General features: G+C 60.6%; 16 protein-coding genes. 7 read left to right on the top strand and 9 right to left on the bottom strand.

The features are described from left to right. Positions 1-225: 225 nt before the first annotated feature. From PO883_RS12460 to rpmH, 7 genes are all read right to left on the bottom strand, one after another. A complete protein-coding gene (locus PO883_RS12460; protein ID WP_167092360.1) occupies positions 226-741 on the bottom strand; it encodes a hypothetical protein in 516 nt (171 codons plus the stop codon). An 87-nt stretch (positions 742-828) separates the two neighbouring features. Beyond that, positions 829-1,407 (bottom strand): NADAR family protein, encoded by a 579-nt coding sequence (locus PO883_RS12455; RefSeq protein WP_289310046.1) that lies wholly within the window; start codon positions 1,405-1,407, stop codon positions 829-831. A 72-nt stretch (positions 1,408-1,479) separates the two neighbouring features. Then, entirely contained in the window at positions 1,480-2,859 is a 1,380-nt protein-coding gene (mnmE, locus tag PO883_RS12450; protein WP_289310045.1) for a tRNA uridine-5-carboxymethylaminomethyl(34) synthesis GTPase MnmE, read from the bottom strand. A gap of 113 nt (positions 2,860-2,972) precedes the next feature. Beyond that, on the bottom strand, positions 2,973-4,619 hold the full coding sequence (gene yidC / locus PO883_RS12445; RefSeq protein ID WP_289310044.1) for a membrane protein insertase YidC: 1,647 nt from the start codon (positions 4,617-4,619) through the stop codon (positions 2,973-2,975). An 11-nt stretch (positions 4,620-4,630) separates the two neighbouring features. Then, on the bottom strand, positions 4,631-4,891 hold the full coding sequence (gene yidD / locus PO883_RS12440) for a membrane protein insertion efficiency factor YidD (RefSeq protein WP_167092375.1): 261 nt from the start codon (positions 4,889-4,891) through the stop codon (positions 4,631-4,633). After that, positions 4,888-5,376 (bottom strand): ribonuclease P protein component, encoded by a 489-nt coding sequence (gene rnpA / locus PO883_RS12435; protein WP_373890056.1) that lies wholly within the window; start codon positions 5,374-5,376, stop codon positions 4,888-4,890. The genes yidD and rnpA overlap by 4 nt, the downstream gene beginning before the upstream one ends. Before the next feature lie 32 nt (positions 5,377-5,408). Continuing rightward, positions 5,409-5,543 carry a 50S ribosomal protein L34 gene (gene rpmH / locus PO883_RS12430; protein ID WP_010401996.1) on the bottom strand — a complete coding sequence of 45 codons (135 nt, stop codon included), beginning with the start codon at positions 5,541-5,543 and terminating at the stop codon, positions 5,409-5,411. Between the two features lie 754 nt (positions 5,544-6,297). Between rpmH and dnaA the strand changes: the two genes are divergently transcribed. The 4 genes from dnaA to PO883_RS12410 all read left to right on the top strand — a co-directional run bounded on the left by dnaA (position 6,298) and on the right by PO883_RS12410 (position 12,522). Then, positions 6,298-7,707: a chromosomal replication initiator protein DnaA gene (gene dnaA / locus PO883_RS12425; RefSeq protein ID WP_167092382.1), complete on the top strand. Its 1,410-nt coding sequence runs from the start codon at positions 6,298-6,300 to the stop codon at positions 7,705-7,707. A 181-nt stretch (positions 7,708-7,888) separates the two neighbouring features. Continuing rightward, positions 7,889-8,995: a DNA polymerase III subunit beta gene (dnaN, locus tag PO883_RS12420; RefSeq protein ID WP_289310043.1), complete on the top strand. Its 1,107-nt coding sequence runs from the start codon at positions 7,889-7,891 to the stop codon at positions 8,993-8,995. Positions 8,996-9,203: 208 nt separating this feature from the next. Next, positions 9,204-11,696, top strand: coding sequence for a DNA topoisomerase (ATP-hydrolyzing) subunit B (gene gyrB / locus PO883_RS12415; RefSeq protein ID WP_289310042.1), 2,493 nt, complete (start codon positions 9,204-9,206; stop codon positions 11,694-11,696). A gap of 175 nt (positions 11,697-11,871) precedes the next feature. Continuing rightward, positions 11,872-12,522: an Eco29kI family restriction endonuclease gene (locus PO883_RS12410; RefSeq protein ID WP_167092388.1), complete on the top strand. Its 651-nt coding sequence runs from the start codon at positions 11,872-11,874 to the stop codon at positions 12,520-12,522. 20 nt (positions 12,523-12,542) lie between these two features. Here the strand turns inward: PO883_RS12410 and PO883_RS12405 are convergent, their stop codons facing one another. Beyond that, entirely contained in the window at positions 12,543-13,745 is a 1,203-nt protein-coding gene (locus PO883_RS12405; RefSeq protein WP_289310041.1) for a DNA cytosine methyltransferase, read from the bottom strand. A gap of 271 nt (positions 13,746-14,016) precedes the next feature. Continuing rightward, on the bottom strand, positions 14,017-14,514 hold the full coding sequence (locus tag PO883_RS12400) for a hypothetical protein (RefSeq protein WP_289310040.1): 498 nt from the start codon (positions 14,512-14,514) through the stop codon (positions 14,017-14,019). Here PO883_RS12400 and PO883_RS12395 point away from each other — a divergent pair. The 3 genes from PO883_RS12395 (at position 14,498) to PO883_RS12385 (ending at position 17,869) form a co-directional block, all read left to right on the top strand. After that, positions 14,498-15,154, top strand: coding sequence for a hypothetical protein (locus PO883_RS12395; protein WP_289310039.1), 657 nt, complete (start codon positions 14,498-14,500; stop codon positions 15,152-15,154). The genes PO883_RS12400 and PO883_RS12395 overlap by 17 nt on opposite strands. A 256-nt stretch (positions 15,155-15,410) precedes the next feature. Next, complete coding sequence (locus tag PO883_RS12390; protein ID WP_289310038.1) at positions 15,411-16,031, top strand: DUF2760 domain-containing protein; 621 nt, start codon at positions 15,411-15,413, stop codon at positions 16,029-16,031. Beyond that, positions 16,028-17,869, top strand: coding sequence for an Hsp70 family protein (locus PO883_RS12385; protein ID WP_289310037.1), 1,842 nt, complete (start codon positions 16,028-16,030; stop codon positions 17,867-17,869). The genes PO883_RS12390 and PO883_RS12385 overlap by 4 nt, the downstream gene beginning before the upstream one ends.

Raw genomic sequence — 17,869 nt, 5'->3', positions numbered from 1 at the left:
ATGATGGGCTGGTAGGCGTAGTCGAAGTCGAAATCGAGTTCGTCGTCATTCCGGCACTGCACGCACGCGGGAACCGGCTTGACGTGGGCATCGTCGGCGGGGCAAATGGGGATCATCGGGCAGCCACTCCTGAAATTGCGGCGGAGCAGCCACTATATCAAATTAGCGGACTCATGCGCGCAACGTGCACGCTGTCCGGTGTGCTGCCCTGCCGTGCGGCCGGGATTACCGGGCCAGGATCGCCGCCGCCGTCTGTTTCAGGATGCCGACGCGCTTGGCGGTGCAGCGCACTTCCTGTTCATCGTAGGTTTCCTCAGCCAGCTTTTCGCACTCGACCGCGCGCGCGATCACTTTGTGCACGGTGCCGCCGCGGCGCACCAGCAATTCGCTGGTGTAGCTATTCATCCACGCCGCGTCGCCCAAACCCTCGACCGCGAGAATCTGGCTGGTCGGGGTGGTCATCACCATGTCTTTTTCGGCGCCGGCCGGGAGCGACTTGGTATAGCGCTCGATAATGAACATGGAGGGACCTTGCTTGCCTGCCGAGGTCTTGAACACGCATGCTTCCGAAAACATGCCTTTGCTGGACTCCTTGCCTGCCACCGGCATGCCGATCATCGTTGCGATGGCATCGGAAGCCAAAATCTCGCAGATCGGCGCGGAAATCTCAGGCGCGGCCATGGCAGGCAAGGCTGCCAGTTGCACCAGCAACACAGCTGCCGCGCGAAAATACTTCTTCATACCCATTCCTTCAGTTGTCATCGTGTCGATCAGCTGAGCATTATAGCAACATTAGTTGCGCTGCTATAGCGATAAGCGATGCCTGCATCACGATACAACAGCGCCATCGCATGCCTGCTGCAACTGGCGGCGCGCCTCCATCAGGGCAAACCCGAGCAGGTTCGGACCTTGCCACTGGTTGGGGTCTTGCGAGCGCGGATCGTCCGCGGCCAGGCCGGTGCCCCAGATGCGGTCGACCGGACTGGCTTCCACCAGCACGTGCTCGCCGGTACCCATCAGGAAATCGCGCAGGGCCGGGTTTTGTCCGAATTTGGCGACGTTGGCGCGGCAGACGATATCGAAACGGTGCGCCAGCCAGTCGGCATCGACGAACCCGGCCACGCCGCGGCCGAGCGCCTTGGCGCCACCCGGGGTGGGCGCGGCCAGCACCTTGGCGCGGGTGGCTTCGTCGTTGAACAGGCGCGCCTTGGCCGCCATCATGAAGTGCTCGGCGGTGGCGTAACGGTCGCCGTCGAGCTTGAACGCGGCCGCGTACCACTGGCTGAAGCAGCTGCGCGTGAGCTTGCCATCCCTGGCGGGCGTGTGGCCCCAGAACTGCAGGAACGAAAACGATTCGCCGGCGTTAAAACGGCTGCGCAGTTCATCGAGGGTGCAGGGTAATGCCATTTCGGCGTCCTTGTTGTGGGGAGAGATCATTGAAATTCACGGCGCGCCTGCGGCGATGCACGCGCGCATTGCCTATTTTCCTATGCAAAAGCGGCTGAAAATCACGCCCAGCAAATCGTCCGACGAAAACTGGCCGGTAATGCTCGACAGCTGGGCCTGCGCCAGCCGCAATTCCTCGGCGAACAGGTCGAGCGACTGGTCGTTTTGGGCGGCATGCTCGCCCGCCAGCGCCAGGTGCTTGTGCGCCGAACGCAAGGCGATCAGGTGCCGCTCGCGCGCCAGGAACAGCGATTCGCCGGTCTGCTGCCAGCCGGCGATGCGCAACAGTTCCGCGCGCAGCAAGTCCATGCCCACGTGTTCATGCGCCGAGAGGTAGATATTGGTCGCTTCCTCGGTCGGGTTGACCGAGGGCTTGTGGCCCGACAGGTCGATCTTGTTCCACACGCGCAGCACCGGCACGCCGGCCGGAAAGGCGGCGACGATGCCGTCGTCGGCCCGGGTCGGCCCCAGGTCGGCGTCGAGCAGGTGCAGGATGACGTCGGCCTTGGCCACTTCGCCCCAGGTGCGCTCGATGCCGATGCGCTCGACCACGTCGACCGCGTCGTCGATGGTGCGGATGCCGGCGGTGTCGATGATGTTGAGCGGAATGCCTTCGATCTGGATGGTTTCGCTGACCTTGTCGCGCGTGGTGCCGGCAATCGGCGTGACGATGGCCACGTCGGCCCCGGCCAGGGCATTAAGAAGTGAAGACTTACCCACGTTGGGCTGGCCGACCAGCACCACGTTGAGCCCTTCGCGCAGCAGCGCGCCCTGGGCCGCCTGCTGGAACACGCGCTCCAGGGAGGCCACGATCACAGCCAGCTGGCCGCGCGCGTCGGACTTTTCGAGGAAGTCGATTTCTTCTTCCGGGAAATCGAGGGTCGCTTCGACCAGCATGCGCAGGCCGATGGTTTGCTCGACCAGGGTATGGATGGTCTTGGAAAAGGCGCCGGAGAGCGACTGCGTGGCCGATTTGGCGGCGGCCTCGGTGGAAGCGTCAATCAGGTCGGCGACCGCTTCGGCCTGGGCCAGGTCGAGCTTGTCGTTAAGGTAGGCGCGGCGCGTGAATTCACCGGGCTCGGCCAGGCGCAGGCCCGATTCGGCGCCCGCTTCGAGCACGCGCGCCAGCAGCATCTGCAGCACGATGGGGCCGCCGTGGCCCTGCAGTTCGAGCACGTCTTCGCCGGTGTACGAGCGCGGGCCCTTGAAATACAGGGCGATGCCCTGGTCGATCACGGCACCGTCGGCCTGTTTGAAGGGAATATAGGTCGCGCGGCGCGGGCTCAGGGTGACATCCGGAAACAGCGCGGCCAGCAGCGGCGCCAGCGATTTGCCGGAGGCGCGCACCACGCCGATGCCGCCGCGGCCCGGTGCGGTGGCGATCGCGGCGATGGGGGAAGTATCAAGTTTCATAGTTGTGATTGTAATTTAATTGCCGCAACAGGCTGGCGGCATTCTGTTGCCGCGCGCGGGCAAAAAAAAACCCGTGGGGAACACGGGCTTTTCGGGACACTGCAAGCAAACGCCTATTTCTTGGCTGCCGCGTCTTCAAATTTCTTGGTGATGACCCATTGCTGGCCGATCGACAAGATGTTGTTCACAACCCAGTACAGTACCAGGCCCGACGGGAAGAAGATGAACATGACCGAGAACGCCAGCGGCATGAACAGCATCATCTTCGCTTGCATCGGATCGGCTGGCGCCGGGTTCAGCTTGGTCGTGATGAACATCGAGATCGCGTACAGCACCGGCAGGATGTAGTACGGGTCCGGCGCGGTCAGGTCGGTGATCCAGCCGATCCATGGGGCGCCGCGCATTTCGGCGGACGCCTGCAGCACCCAGTACAGGGCGATAAAGACCGGCATCTGGACCAGGATCGGCAGGCAGCCGCCCAGCGGATTGATCTTTTCGGTCTTGTACAGTTCCATCGTGGCCTGGTTCATCTTGGCCGGGTCGCCTTTGTACTTCTCGCGGATGGCTTGCATTTTCGGCGTGACCACCTTGATGCGCGCCATGCTCTTGTAACCGGCAGCCGACAACGGGAAGAACAGCAGCTTGATCAGGATGGTGAAGGCGATGATGGTCCAGCCCCAGTTGCCCAGGACGTTATGGATCTGGTCCATGACCCAGAAAATCGGCTGCGCGATGATGTGCAGGAAACCATAATCCTTGACCCGTTCCAGGCCCGGCGCGATGGCGGCCAGCTTGTTTTCGTCCTGCGGACCGGAATACAGCCTGGCGTCGTTGGTGACGCTCTTGCCCGGCGCGATGATGCCCAGAGGCATGATCGTACCGATGGCGTACAGGTTCGGGCCATCTTTCTTGGTGAAGATTTCACGCGGCATGTTTGCCGGCGGCAGGAAGGCCGAGACAAAATAGTGCTGCGAAATGGCAACCCAGCCGTCGTCAGCCTTTGTGGCGTGCTCGGCGTGGCCTTTTTTCTCGATGGTGTCGAACGTCAGCTTTTGATAGTGATCGGCCGGGGTGTACATGGTCGGGCCGGTGTAGCTGGAATTGAAGTAGGACTCGCCCTCCGGCTTGTTACCGTGGTGCAGCAACTGCAGGTACAGCGACGGGCTGACCGGAGTGGCCCCCACGTTGGCCACGTCGTGGCGCATGCCGATCAGGTAATCGCCGCGCTTGAAGGTGAAGGTCTTGGTCAGCTTGACGCCGCCCTGTTCGGCTTCGAGCACGAGCTGGATTTCGTTGGCACTGTCGAGCGCGCGCGGGCCGGACTTGGCGATGAAGCCCGTTTCCTTGGCCGGCAGGGTCAAGTCCTTGACATTGCTGAGCAAGCCGGTCTGGGCCAGGTACATGCCCTTGGACGTCACATCGAACAGGACCTGGTTCTTGGTCTTGTCGTTGGCATCCTTAAACTTGAGCAATTCAAGGCGCTTGATCACGCCACCGACGGTATCGATGTCGACTTTCATGACATCGGTGGTCATGGTGATCGTTTCGCCCTGGAAGGCGGGCTGCGCGGCGGTGCCAGGCACGCCGGCGGCGGCCGGCAGGCCAGCGGCCGGCGCCGTGTTGGCGACCGTGGCGACCTTCGCAGGCGGCGTGGCGGAAAACATGGACTGTTTGCCGTTCGATACCATCCAGTTGTTCCAAAGAACCACCAGCGATACGGAAAACACGATCCACAGGATAGTACGTTTATTGATTTCCATTGAGGTATTGGTCAGGAGTGGTTGCAGCCGCAAGCGGCTGTAGAAGAATTCTTCGGGTGCGCGGGCGGCACCGGATCGAATCCGCCATCATCCCACGGATGGCAGCGGCACAGGCGGCGCGCGGCCAGCAGGCTGCCGCGTGCGGCGCCGTGGGTGCGGATCGCTTCGATCGCATAATTGGAGCAGGTCGGGTAAAAGCGGCAGCGCTGCCCCAGCATCGGGGATAACATCAGCTGATAGCCACGCAATAACCAGACCAGCAGGGTATTCATGGTGACGCTTTCGGCGCGGGCGTCCCGTAGGGCGTTGCATCGCTCGCCGCATCGCTCGGCGCGCTATGTGACGCACCCTGAGGCGCACTACGTGGCGCACTATGTGACGCACTATGTGACGCTTGTGACGAAAACAGGCGCGCAATTTCAGCGCGCAGGATCGCCTTGAGCGCGGCGGTGGTGGCCGGGCCTTGCTTGGTATTGACCGGGCGCGCCAGGCGCACGATGCAATCGACGGGCGGCAGCGGTGCCATGCGAAACAGCTCGCGCGTCACGCGCTTGATCGTATTGCGGGTGACGGCCCGGGGCGCAAAGCGCTTGGCCACGACCACGCCGAGCCGCGCATGCGGCAAGTCGTTCGAGCGGGTGTAGAGCACGAAGTGGGCTGTTTTTTGGGCGGGGCGCAAACGAAAAACGGATGAAAATTCATCCGTTTTAACGATACGCCGAACGCGCGCGAAGTCGTGTGAACCTTCGCTAGTCATAGCCAACCGCGATCGGGCAGTAAGTGCCAGACTTATACAGCCAGGCGTTTGCGACCCTTGGCGCGGCGTGCATTGAGCACATCGCGACCGCCACGGGTAGCCATACGTGCACGGAAGCCGTGCGTACGTTTGCGACGAACGACGGAAGGTTGGTAAGTACGTTTCATGGTGGTCTCGCTTAAAGCAAAATAAAATGCAAAATCGGGTCTGACGTCCCGTCAGTTTTCGGCGCCAAGGACATTTCGCAGATGTTAAGCCAGCGACACGCCACAGCAAAAATACTCATATTTACCCGCTAAGCCACAGCTATAAGTCACAATAAACTGACTCATTTGCACGGAGTACGGGCGGGGAACCTTGGATTAGAACTCATTTCACTGGCCCTTGTCAAGGAAGGTTGTGGTTTGGGGACTGGCCGGAGGTGGTTTTGGCGGGGAAATGTGGGGCGGGAAGCACAGTGCAGCTTCCATCGCCCGTCCCCGCCGTCGTTCCCGTCCCCCGCCGTCATTCCCGCCCCCCAGCGTCGTTCCTGGCACTGCCAGAAACGACTTCCCGCGAAGGCGGGAACGCATGCGTTCCCCCCAAGTTCGTGCTGAAGCCACTGGCTGCGCGGATAACTTGGGTTCCCGCCGAGTGCCGCCTTGGCGCGGGAACGACGGGCGGGGAGCGCGTGTGATGCGGGACGCGGAACGCGCGCACACCGGGCAAGGCACCCGAACGACGTAAATTTACGACAACTTGCCTTTCTTCTATTTCCCCTCTGCCACGTCGCCCCCGCACCGAAAATAAGCGGCGTGCCTGTGGATAACTCTGGCCTTCGCGGGTAGAATAGCGTGTTACGTGTGGCGAACCGCTCGCAACGCATGCGCTAGCGAAGCATCATCGAACCGCCCCTCCACACCTTATTCAGACAGAAGATTCATGGAAAATTTTTGGCAGACCTGTTCCGCGCAGTTGGAACTGGAGCTGACGCCGCAACAATTCAGTGCGTGGATCAAACCGCTGGTTGCCCTCGATTACGAGGACGGCAAGTTGCGCATCGCAGCACCGAACCGCTTCAAGCTGGACTGGGTGAAGTCGCAGTTCGCCAACCGCATCACCGCCCTCGCCTCCCAATACTGGGAAGCGCCGACGGAAGTGCAGTTCGTGCTCGACCCGCGTAACGCGCTGCCGAAAAAGCCGGTCGCGCCCCATCCGGCCCCGAACGACGGCCCCATGCCCGGCACCATCAACAATGGTCCCGGCAATGGCCCGGCGGATAACCCGGCTGCGCCGGAAATGTTCAATATCGGAAATTCGCCGCGCCGCGAACAGAGCCGCGTCAACACCGACCTGACCTTCGACAGCTTCGTCACCGGTAAGGCCAACCAGCTGGCGCGCGCCGCCGCGATCCAGGTGGCCAACAATCCGGGCGTGAGCTACAACCCGCTGTTCTTCTACGGCGGCGTGGGCCTCGGTAAAACGCACTTGATCCACGCGATCGGCAACCAGGTGATGGCCGACCAGCCGGGCGCCAAGATTCGCTACATCCACGCGGAACAGTATGTACGCGACGTCGTCACCGCCTATCAACGCAAGGGCTTCGACGACTTCAAGCATTACTACCACTCGCTGGACATGCTGCTGATCGATGATATTCAATTCTTCGGCGGCAAGAGCCGCACGCAGGAAGAATTTTTCTATGCCTTCGAGGCCCTGATCGCCGCCAAGAAGCAGATCATCATCACCAGCGACACGTATCCAAAAGAAATCACCGGCATGGACGACCGCCTGATCTCGCGTTTCGATTCCGGCCTGACGGTGGCGATCGAGCCGCCGGAGCTGGAAATGCGCGTGGCGATCCTGCTGAAAAAAGCCCAGTCCGAGGGCGTGACGTTTTCCGACGACGTGGCCTTTTTTGTCGCCAAGCACCTGCGCTCGAACGTGCGCGAGCTCGAAGGCGCGCTGCGCAAGATCCTGGCGTACTCGCGCTTCCACGGCAAGGACATCACCATCGATGTGGTGAAAGAAGCGCTGAAGGATTTGCTGTCGGTACAGAACCGCCAGATCTCGGTGGAAAACATCCAGAAAACGGTGGCCGACTTCTTCAGCATCAAGGTGGCCGACATGTACTCCAAGCGCCGCCCCGCCAACATCGCGCGGCCGCGCCAGATCGCGATGTACCTGGCCAAGGAATTGACGCAGAAGAGCTTGCCGGAGATCGGCGAACTGTTCGGCGGGCGCGACCACACCACGGTGCTGCACGCGGTGCGCAAGATCGCACTCGACCGCACCAAGAATGCGGAGTGCAACCATGAGCTGCACGTCCTGGAACAGACTTTGAAGGGTTAAAGCCCGAATTAATGTGCGGACGGCAATTTCTGGCAAAATATAGCATTAGCAGCAAGGTTACCGTGGCCCTGTTGTTGCGTTGTCAGCCTCCAGGCAAGCCCGCTTGCCGGGGGCGGCCGGCGTAGCGGCACTGCGAACCGGGCCATACAGTATATTTCTGACAACTCTACCGAGGATTACTATGCAATTGGTCAAAACCACCCGAGATACCCTTCTCCGGCCACTGCAGATCGTGAGCGGTATTGTCGAGCGTCGGCACACTATGCCGATTCTGGCCAATATCCTCATCCGCAAGGACGGCGAAAACGTCTCATTCCTGTCGACGGACACCGAGGTCCAGATCACGACGCACGCCAGGATCGGCTCGGGTGCCGATGTGGCCGGTACCACCGTGGCCGCGCGCAAGCTGCTGGACATTTTGCGCGCCCTGCCCGAATCGGGCGACGTCACGATGACCTTGCTGAACAAGCGCCTGACGGTACAGACCGGCAAATCGCGCTTCGCGCTGCAAACCCTGGCGGCGGAAGAATTTCCGACCGTCGCCGTCGCGGACGCTTACAACGCCACGGTGACCCTGCCGCAGAAAACGCTCAAGCACCTGTTCAACATGGTGCACTTTTCGATGGCGCAACAGGATATCCGTTACTACCTGAACGGCCTGCTGCTGGTGCTCGATGGCCGCAACGTGATCGCCGTGGCGACCGACGGCCACCGCCTGGCGTTTTGCCAGGTCGAGACCGAGCAGGAATTCACGCGCCAGGAAGTCATCATTCCGCGCAAGACGATCATTGAGCTGCAGCGTCTGCTGGAAGAAAGCGACGAGACGGTCCAGCTGGACATTTCGACTTCGCAAGTCAAGCTGACCTTCGCCGACATCGAGCTGGTCTCGAAGCTGGTGGAAGGCAAGTTCCCGGATTACACGCGTGTGATTCCGAAGGGCTACAAGAACGACTTCACGATCGGCCGCGATGAGCTGCTGCGTTCCTTGCAGCGCGCAGCGATCATGACCAGCGACAAGTTCAAGGGCGTACGCTGCATCATCAGCCCGGGCAGCATGAAGATCAGCTCGACCAATGCGGACCAGGAAGAAGCGGTCGAAGAACTGGAAATCGACTACGGCGGCGACAGTGTCGACATTGGTTTCAACGTGACCTATCTGCTGGACGTGTTGAACAATTTGAAGTGCGACCAGATCAACATCGCCCTGGGCGATTCGAATTCGTCGGCGCTGATTTCGATTCCTGACAACGCGGACTTCAAGTACGTTGTCATGCCGATGCGCATTTAAGCAGCAAGAATTACGGCAAGCCAAGCAGCACGCAGCACCCGGAAATTAGCACCGTCGTTCCCGCGCCAAGGCGGCACTCGGCGGGAACCCAAGTTTGCTCCGTAGTTACAGGCGGCTCGACGAAATTGGATTCCCGCCTTCGCGGGAACGACGGGATAGCGGTTCCGACATTTAGCACCCGATACATCGTTTTTTGAGAAAGCAGTCCATGTCCGAGAACACACCAGCAATCCCCGCCAAGATCGAAGAATACGGAGCCTCCTCAATCCAGATCCTCGAAGGTCTGGAAGCGGTGCGCAAGCGCCCCGGCATGTACATTGGCGACACCTCGGACGGCACCGGCCTGCACCACCTGGTGTTCGAAGTGCTGGACAACTCAATCGACGAATCGCTGGCGGGTCACTGCACCGAAATCCACGTCACGATCCACTCGGACAATTCGATATCGATCACCGACAACGGCCGCGGCGTACCGACCGGCCTCAAATTCGACGACAAGCACGAGCCGAAGCGCAGCGCCGCCGAAATCGTGATGACCGAACTGCACGCCGGCGGCAAGTTCGACCAGAACTCGTACAAAGTCTCGGGCGGTTTGCACGGCGTGGGCGTGTCCTGCGTAAACGGCCTGTCGAAACTGCTCAAGCTGACCATCCGCCGCGACGGCAAAGTCCATTACATGGAATTCGTGCGCGGTGTTCCGCAGAACCGCTTGATCGAAATGATCGACGGCGTTGCTGTGTCGCCGATCAAGGTCATCGGCGAAACCGACAAGCGCGGCACCGACGTCCACTTCTGGGCCGACGAAGAAATTTTCACGCACGTCGAATTCCACTACGAAATCCTGGCCAAGCGCATTCGCGAACTGTCGTTCCTGAATAACGGCGTCAATATCAAACTGACCGACCAGCGCACCGGCAAGGAAGAGATTTTTGCGTTCGAAGGCGGTACGCGCGGCTTCGTCGAATACATCAACAAAGCCAAGACCGTCCTGCACCCGACCGTATTCCAGGCCACCGGCGAACGCCTGTCGGACCAGGGCACGAATATCAGCGTCGACGTCTCCATGCAATGGAACGACGCCTACAACGAACAGGTACTGTGCTTCACCAATAACATCCCGCAGCGCGACGGCGGCACCCACCTGACCGGCCTGCGCGCCGCGATGACGCGCGTGATCAACAAATATATCGACGAGCACGATTTCGCCAAGAAAGCCAAGGTTGAAATCAGCGGCGACGATATGCGCGAAGGCCTGACCTGCGTGCTGTCGGTCAAAGTGCCGGAGCCGAAATTCAGCTCGCAGACCAAGGACAAGCTGGTATCGAGCGAAGTGCGCGGCCCGGTCGAGGAAATCGTCGCCAAGACGCTGACCGACTACCTGATGGAAAAGCCGAACGACGCCAAGATCATCTGCGGCAAAATCGTGGAAGCGGCGCGCGCGCGCGAAGCGGCGCGCAAGGCGCGCGACCTGACCCGCCGCAAAGGCATCATGGACGGTTTGGGCCTGTCGGCCAAACTGGCCGATTGCCAGGAAAAAGACCCGGCCTTGTGCGAACTGTACATCGTCGAGGGTGATTCGGCAGGTGGCTCGGCAAAACAAGGGCGCGACCGTAAATTCCAAGCCATTTTGCCGCTGCGCGGCAAGGTGCTGAACGTGGAAAAGGCGCGCTTTGAAAAGATGCTGTCGTCGGAACAGATCACGACCTTGATCGCGACCCTGGGTACGTCGATCGGACCGGACGAATTCAACGTCGACAAGCTGCGCTATCACCGCATTATTATCATGACCGATGCGGACGTCGACGGCGCCCACATCCGCACCCTGCTGCTGACCTTGTTCTATCGCCAGATGCCGCAACTGGTGGAACGCGGCCATATCTATATCGCGCAACCGCCGCTGTACAAGGTGAAGGCGGGCCGCGACGAGCGTTATCTCAAGGATGACGTGGAAGAGGCGAGCTACATGATGACGGTGGCGTTAAATACCGCCGTGCTGACCCCGCGCGACGGTGGCGAACCGATTTCCGGCGAACCGCTGGCCGAACTGGTACGCCAGTTCAACCTGGCGAATGCGATCATGATGCGCCTGACGCGCGTGATCGACCGCGCCGCGCTGACCGCCATCATGACCGGCGTGACGCTGGATCTGAATACGCTGGACAGCGCCGGGGTATCGGCCGCCGCGATGGAGAAGATGATCGACGACAAAGCCGTCAAGGTAAGCGTACGTTCGGACGACCTGAGCGAAAAACACGCGCTGCGCATCGAGCGTATGCACCACGGCAATATCCAGGTCAGCTCGATCGATGCCGATTTTGTGCAGGGCGCCGATTACTCGACCTTGGCCAATGCGGCTGCGACCTTCCAGGGATTGATCGGCGAAGGCGCGTTTATCCGCCGCGGCGAAGGCGAGCGCATGAAGGAAACGGCGGTTGACGACTTCCACCACGCGATGCAATGGCTGCGCGACGAAGCCGAGCGCACGGTCAGCAAGCAGCGCTACAAAGGGCTGGGCGAGATGAATCCGGAACAGCTGTGGGAAACCACGATGGACCCGACCGTGAGGCGTTTGCTGAAAGTGCAGATCGATGATGCGATTGCTGCGGATCAGATTTTCACCACGCTGATGGGTGATGAGGTTGAGCCACGCAGGAATTTTATTGAGTCGAATGCGCTGCGTGCCGGAAATATCGACGCTTAAGCTTTGTCGGGATGTACGACGTCATCACATATGACGTAAATCTCAATAGTCGACAGATCGGCCACCCAGAACGGTGGCCTTCTTTTTCACGTGAATCCGCCTGTCAAAAGCAATTGACCTTTGCCAATTTGGTCCGGTCAGTTGAGATTAAACAAGGCAAATACAGGAAGCGCGCATGACGGGCAAGGTTATTCCCTTTAATCCCTTGGACAAAAAAAACCTTGGTGCGAGTGTTGCTGAGGCCTTGTTGACCAAGGAAGTGCATCCGCTGGGCGATGTACCGATGTTCGAGGGGGCCGGGATCTATGCAATTTATTACACCGGTGATTTTCAGGCCTATCAACAAATCTCACGTCTGAATCGGGAAGAGAACTTCCAACTCCCTATTTATGTTGGCAAAGCGATCCCCGCAGGCGCGCGGATGGGGGCTAACCTGGAGTTGGCGGCGGGAAGAGTATTGCAAAAGCGCCTCAAAGAACACGCTGAGAGCGTGAAAGCGGCTGAGAATCTGGATATCCAGGACTTTCAGTGCCGTTTCTTGGTGGTGGACGACATCTGGATCCCGCTTGGGGAGTCGCTGATCATCGCTAGGTTCACGCCAATTTGGAACTCAGCGATTGATGGCTTTGGTAATCACAATCCCGGTAAAGGCAGACTCGCCGGCAAGCGGTCACGTTGGGACGTGTTGCACCCCGGGCGTGGCTGGGCAACAAATCACGCGGAGCGCCTCGAGACCCCAGCGCAATTGGCCGAAAAGGCACAAACTCACCTGAACATTCTTCCACCGTGCCTGTCGGGACAATTCATCCAAGCCGAGGGCGAATAAAATGATAGCGCTTACCGCCGCTATGCCACCGCGAGCAGCGGCGGGGTGTGGCGCGCGGCGCGCAAATGACCGCATACGCTGCCAGCCATCACTGATGCCAATCGTACTGGAACCGCATTGCCAAGCTGACGCATCGTTTCACCCCAAGTTCCCTCGAAGATGAAGGTATCCGGGAAGGTCTGAATTCTGGCCGATTCGCGCACGGTAAAATAGCGAACCGAGCCATCCGGTCGTCGCAGCATGTTCTCGCCACCAGGCACACCATGATCACCCGCTTTCAGTGCCTTGGCAGGTTCATCGAGTGGACTGCCAGTATGGCCGGCATAGCTCCGAGCGCCAGGCTGGAAACGATGAGCCGCTACAAGCTCCATATCCGGCCGCCGTTCTGGATCCGGCAAATCCGCAATAGCATCTCTGACTGTCCGCCATGGCAGACGCACTTGAGCCGGGTCGAGCTCCAATAAACCCTGCAGCTTACGCTCGATACCCTCTGGTCTAGCGGGACGATTACGTCGCGCAATACGGTGACGGTCCCAATACATGCCGTCCGCGCTCCACTGATCAAGCAAGAGGGCATCTTGACTATGGCTGGCAAATGGAAATTCATACTGGTTGGGGACATCGGCCCGGAAACCCACGATGAAAATACGCATGCGCTTTTGCGGCACGCCATAGTTGGCGGCATTAACAAGTCGCCATTCGACACGGTATTCGCTACGAGCACGAGTCCCCTTGTGACGATCCAGTCTGGCAAGATGAAGCATCCACGGTTCGTCCCTACGAGCCTGAAAAGCTGGAAACTCAAGTTGCAACAAGATATACCGGAAGTAATCTGAGAACGCCGCCCGCTTCAAACCTTGCACATTCTCGAAAACGAACGCACTCGGCTGGGTTTCACGAACAGCACGGATGGCTTGCGGAAACATGTCCCTCGGGTCAAGAAACCCACCAGCCTTTCCACCCATTGAGAATGGCTGGCATGGTGGCCCGCCGGTGACCAGATCGATTCCTTGGAAGGCATCGTATTGGAACTGGCGGACGTCACCCTCGGTAACGTCCGGCCAATGAGAAACCGGCTCCACATTGGCGCTCTGGTTACGCCTGATTGTCTGACACGCATGGGTGTTCCACTCAACGACAGCTTGATGAGCAACGCCATGCTCCGAAAACCCCAGCGCCAAGCCTCCGGCACCTGCAAAAAGTTCGATTGATTGGAGCGGCATGATCGTCTATTGTAGTTCTTTAATACAAATTATCCCAAAGCGGGTCCTGCTTGGAGCGTTCGACGGAAGCTTGGGGCTCCTGTTGACAGCAGAAAACAAAGCAGTATAAAGCAAGCATCGAGTGGGATGGGAAAGCAGGTGAGCGCATTATACTGTATGTCCATACAGTCGCCAACCGAATCAAGCGTGCGCTCCCTGTTCACTCGAAGAGATCATCAGCACTGTTCCACAGTATACTTGAGCCATCTCAAAAACGATTGTCGTGTTTACGCTAGCAGCCTGTCGGACTATGGGTACAAAAGAAATATTTTGCCCCCACTGCTGAAAATTTAGGCTGAATTTCGGCATTTAAATGCCTCGGATGGTGTCCGCAGTTCATATTTTTTCGTTTGAGGCGCGCCATCGCGTTTTCGTTTTCTAAGTCCGACAGACTGCTAGCACGTGTTTCGCCCAGAACCCCGGCCAGCCATCCACGCCTGCCCCGGCAAACGAACGTGCTCAGGTTCTCAAGAACCCCGTCCCACTGACCATCGAGGAAGACAAGCGAACGGACGAATTGCGCATTGTCAGTCGTGAAAAAGCCGCCAACTCGAATTTGGCGAACATCGTTGCCGGTATCGCGCAGGCGAAGCAAGGTATCACCCTCTACCCTCACAGCGGCGCGAGCACAAAATTTTATGGCGGCGCAATCTGACAAATCCATTGCTGGGCGATTTTCAAAAAGCGCTCGACCAAAGATAATCGACCTTCTGATGAACGACGGCAGCACCGCTGCTGCCTACAAAAATCCCATCACTCTCGCGCCTCTTGCCTGGCATCTGGTTTATCACGACCAAGGGACGCGGACAGTGCAGGAAGATGATTACGTACTGCGCTTCGCCGTTCATATTGGCAAGATTGCCGAAGGGAAGGAAGACAACTTCGTGCGCAGGGCGAATCGTCCTGGACGAAGCTGCCAGTACGTTTCCGAGCCGCGCGCATTGGCTGCGTGGAAGTCGAATGACTACGCGGCCGTCGCGACCGAGCAAAAGCTGGCCGTCCAGGCATGCATCGATTCCCTGACGCCCTTGCTTACAGAATTTCTGGGCATCGATTACCACACGAAGGTGCGCACCGCCAAAATCAACTGCAAGTCGAAATGGGTCGAGTGTAACGAGGCAGCAGAGAAGACGGGCGATCCGATGCCCGGTTATAAAGTATGCAGGGCAAACTTCAATCAGTGTGGTAACCGCGACATCGAGCCCTTGGTCGCGGGGACGCCCGTCGGCAAATGCAAAGTCACTTACGCCGCCTGCAAGAAAACGGTCATCGACAAAGCCCGTGCGCTCAATCCGGGGGCAACGCCGGAGAGGATTGAGTTCAATCCATGCTGGATAGAACACAACGCCTGCGTCGAAGCAACCAAGTAAGCCGCAAAGGGTCCCGGCTGGCAACCACCGCGCGCGCAAAAGCCTGCCCCGCCGCAAAAAGCCGAGCCCCGCGCCCGGCTTTTTACCGCCAAGCCCCAGGGCAGCATCATCGAACTCCCCCATCAAATGATTTATACTGCCGCGCAGCATAAATTTAGGCCCTACACAGCATACAATCCCGGTTCCGGCCCTGCGGCACCTTTGCCCGGCCAACCCTATCAGTCCGACACACAGCCGGCATACTCAGGAGTAATTGATGATCGACTCGTCGCCGAATTCGAATCACCCGTCCCAGGACAACAACCAGCGCCCTTCTTTCCTGCGCCGCATTCCGATCGCCTTCGGCGCCTTCTTCGGCGTGCTGTCGGATGCCGACTTCGCCGGCCGGGTTGAGCGCGTGCGTCACGGCAGCATCCCCGCGCCAACGCCCGCCCCAGCTCCGGCTCCAGTAGCCCCGGTCGCCGCCGCACCAGCGCCAGCACCCAAACCAGCGGCCCCCACGCCCGACACCGCCCTGCAACTGCTGTCCCTGTTCCAGCGCGATGCGCGCCTGATCGACTTCACCCAGGAAAACCTGAGCGGCTTCTCCGACGCCGACATCGGCGCCGCCGCGCGCGTGGTCCACGAAGGCTGCGCCAAGGTGCTGCGCGAACACTTCACCATCGTCCCCGTGCGCGACGAAGCCGAAGGCAGCCGCGTCACCCTGAACGAAGGCTTCGACGCCCGCGCCGTGCGCCTGACCGGCAACGTGGTCGGCAAGGCCCCGTTCAACGGCAGCATCAGCCATCGCGGCTGGCGCGCGTCAGACGTCCGCCTGCCAACCCTGGCCGCCGGCCACGACGCCACCGTGCTGGCCCAGGCGGAGGTGGAACTGTGAGCAACGCCTACTTCTCGATCGGCATCGATCTCGGCACCACCCATTGCGCCCTGGCCTATGTGGACCTGACCGCCAGCGATGGCGAAAAAACCACCCACGGAGTCCTCGACATTCCCCAGCTGGTCGATGCCGGCGCGGTTGGCCAGGCGCACCTGCTGCCATCGTTCCTGTACATGCCGCACGCCGATGAATTGCCGCCCGGCGCGCTGAACCTCCCATGGACCAGCACCCAGGACTACGCCGTCGGCGAATTCGCCCGCGCGCGCGGTGCCCAGACGCCGATCCGCCTGGTGTCGAGCGCCAAGAGCTGGCTGTGCCATCCCGGCGTGGACCGCCGCGCCGCCATCCTGCCAAGCGACGCGCCACCGGAAGTGACCAAGCTCTCGCCGCTGGAAGCGTCCACCCGCTACCTGGCGCACCTGCGCAATGCGTGGAACGCGGCCCATCCGGAAGCGCCGTTCGACGAGCAGGACATCACCGTCACCATTCCCGCCTCGTTCGACCCGGCCGCGCGCGAACTGACCGTGGAAGCGGCCAAGGCTGCCGGCTACGTCAACCTGACCCTGCTGGAAGAGCCGCAAGCCGCGCTCTACAACTGGATCCAGAACAGCGGCGGGCGCTGGCGCAAGGATGCCAAGCCGGGCGACATCATCCTCGTCATCGACGTCGGCGGCGGCACCAGCGACTTTTCGCTGGTCACCGTCCTGGAACGCGAGGGCAACCTGGAACTGCACCGCATCGCCGTGGGCGACCACATCCTGCTGGGCGGCGACAATATGGACCTGGCGCTGGCCCACCTGGTGGCGCGCAAGGTTGCCGCCAGCGGCACCCAGCTGGACGCCTGGCAAATGCGCGCGCTGGCCTACGCCTGCCGCGCGGCCAAGGAAAACCTGCTCAGCGACGCCCAGCTGGCTACCCAGCCAATCGTCGTGCCGAGCCGCGGCTCCAAGCTCATCGGCGGTTCGGTCCGCACCGAGCTGACCCAGGAAGAAGTACGCGCCACCATCCTCGAAGGCTTCTTCCCGCAGGTGGAAGCGGCGGCGCGTCCGGTCAGCCGTCCGCGCGGCGGTCTGGTCCAGCTGGGCTTGCCGTACGCGCAGGATGCCGGCGTCACCCGCCACCTGGCCGCCCTGCTGGGCCGCCAAACCAACGCGACGGCCGAGCTGGAAGGCTTTGCCGGCAAGATCAGCGAGGGCGCCAGCTTCCTGCACCCGACCGCCGTGCTGTTCAATGGCGGCGTGTTCAAGTCGGACGTCCTGGCCGAACGCACCCTCACCACCCTCAACGACTGGCTGGCCGGCGAAGGCGCAGAACCTGCGCGCATGCTCACCGGCGCCGACCTCGACCTGGCCGTGGCGCGCGGCGCCGCCTACTACGGTTACGTGCGGCGCGGCAAAGGCATCCGCATCCGCGGCGGCACCGCGCGCGCCTACTATGTCGCCATCGAATCGTCGATGCCGGCCGTGCCGGGTTTCGAGCCGCCGATCCAGCTGCTCTGCGTGGCGCCATTCGGGATGGAAGAAGGCATCGAAGCGCAACTCAAGACCCAGCAGTTCGGCCTGGTGGTCGGGCACGTCATCACCCTGCGCTTCTTCGGCTCGTCGGTACGGCGCCAGGACCGCCTGGGCGACCTGCTCGACTTCTGGCATCCGGACGAGATGCAGGAAGTCGGCGAAATCCAGGCCACCCTGCCTGCCGAAGGCCGCCAGGCGGGCGACGTGGTCGCGGTGACCCTGGCCGCCGTTGCCACCGATACCGGCACCCTGGAACTGGTCGCGCAAGCCGTCCAGGGCGAAGAGCGCTGGAAGGTGGAGTTCGACGTGCGCGGCAACAACTAG

This window comes from Massilia sp. DJPM01 (assembly GCF_030348125.1).
GTDB lineage: Bacteria > Pseudomonadota > Gammaproteobacteria > Burkholderiales > Burkholderiaceae_D > Telluria_A > Telluria_A frigida.
The sequence above is the reverse complement of the archived record's forward strand: the minus strand, read 5'-3'. Positions and strand labels throughout refer to the sequence as shown.

Coding starts and splice junctions, on each gene's coding strand:
- rnpA (WP_373890056.1), bottom strand. CDS start 5,376: ATGACTAGCGAAGGTTCACACGACTTCGCGCGCGTTCGGCGTATCGTT.
- PO883_RS12390 (WP_289310038.1), top strand. CDS start 15,411: ATGATCGACTCGTCGCCGAATTCGAATCACCCGTCCCAGGACAACAAC.
- mnmE (WP_289310045.1), bottom strand. CDS start 2,859: ATGAAACTTGATACTTCCCCCATCGCCGCGATCGCCACCGCACCGGGC.
- PO883_RS12410 (WP_167092388.1), top strand. CDS start 11,872: ATGACGGGCAAGGTTATTCCCTTTAATCCCTTGGACAAAAAAAACCTT.
- gyrB (WP_289310042.1), top strand. CDS start 9,204: ATGTCCGAGAACACACCAGCAATCCCCGCCAAGATCGAAGAATACGGA.
- yidC (WP_289310044.1), bottom strand. CDS start 4,619: ATGGAAATCAATAAACGTACTATCCTGTGGATCGTGTTTTCCGTATCG.
- PO883_RS12460 (WP_167092360.1), bottom strand. CDS start 741: ATGAAGAAGTATTTTCGCGCGGCAGCTGTGTTGCTGGTGCAACTGGCA.
- PO883_RS12405 (WP_289310041.1), bottom strand. CDS start 13,745: ATGCCGCTCCAATCAATCGAACTTTTTGCAGGTGCCGGAGGCTTGGCG.
- rpmH (WP_010401996.1), bottom strand. CDS start 5,543: ATGAAACGTACTTACCAACCTTCCGTCGTTCGTCGCAAACGTACGCAC.
- PO883_RS12395 (WP_289310039.1), top strand. CDS start 14,498: ATGAACGACGGCAGCACCGCTGCTGCCTACAAAAATCCCATCACTCTC.
- yidD (WP_167092375.1), bottom strand. CDS start 4,891: ATGAATACCCTGCTGGTCTGGTTATTGCGTGGCTATCAGCTGATGTTA.
- PO883_RS12455 (WP_289310046.1), bottom strand. CDS start 1,407: ATGGCATTACCCTGCACCCTCGATGAACTGCGCAGCCGTTTTAACGCC.
- dnaN (WP_289310043.1), top strand. CDS start 7,889: ATGCAATTGGTCAAAACCACCCGAGATACCCTTCTCCGGCCACTGCAG.
- dnaA (WP_167092382.1), top strand. CDS start 6,298: ATGGAAAATTTTTGGCAGACCTGTTCCGCGCAGTTGGAACTGGAGCTG.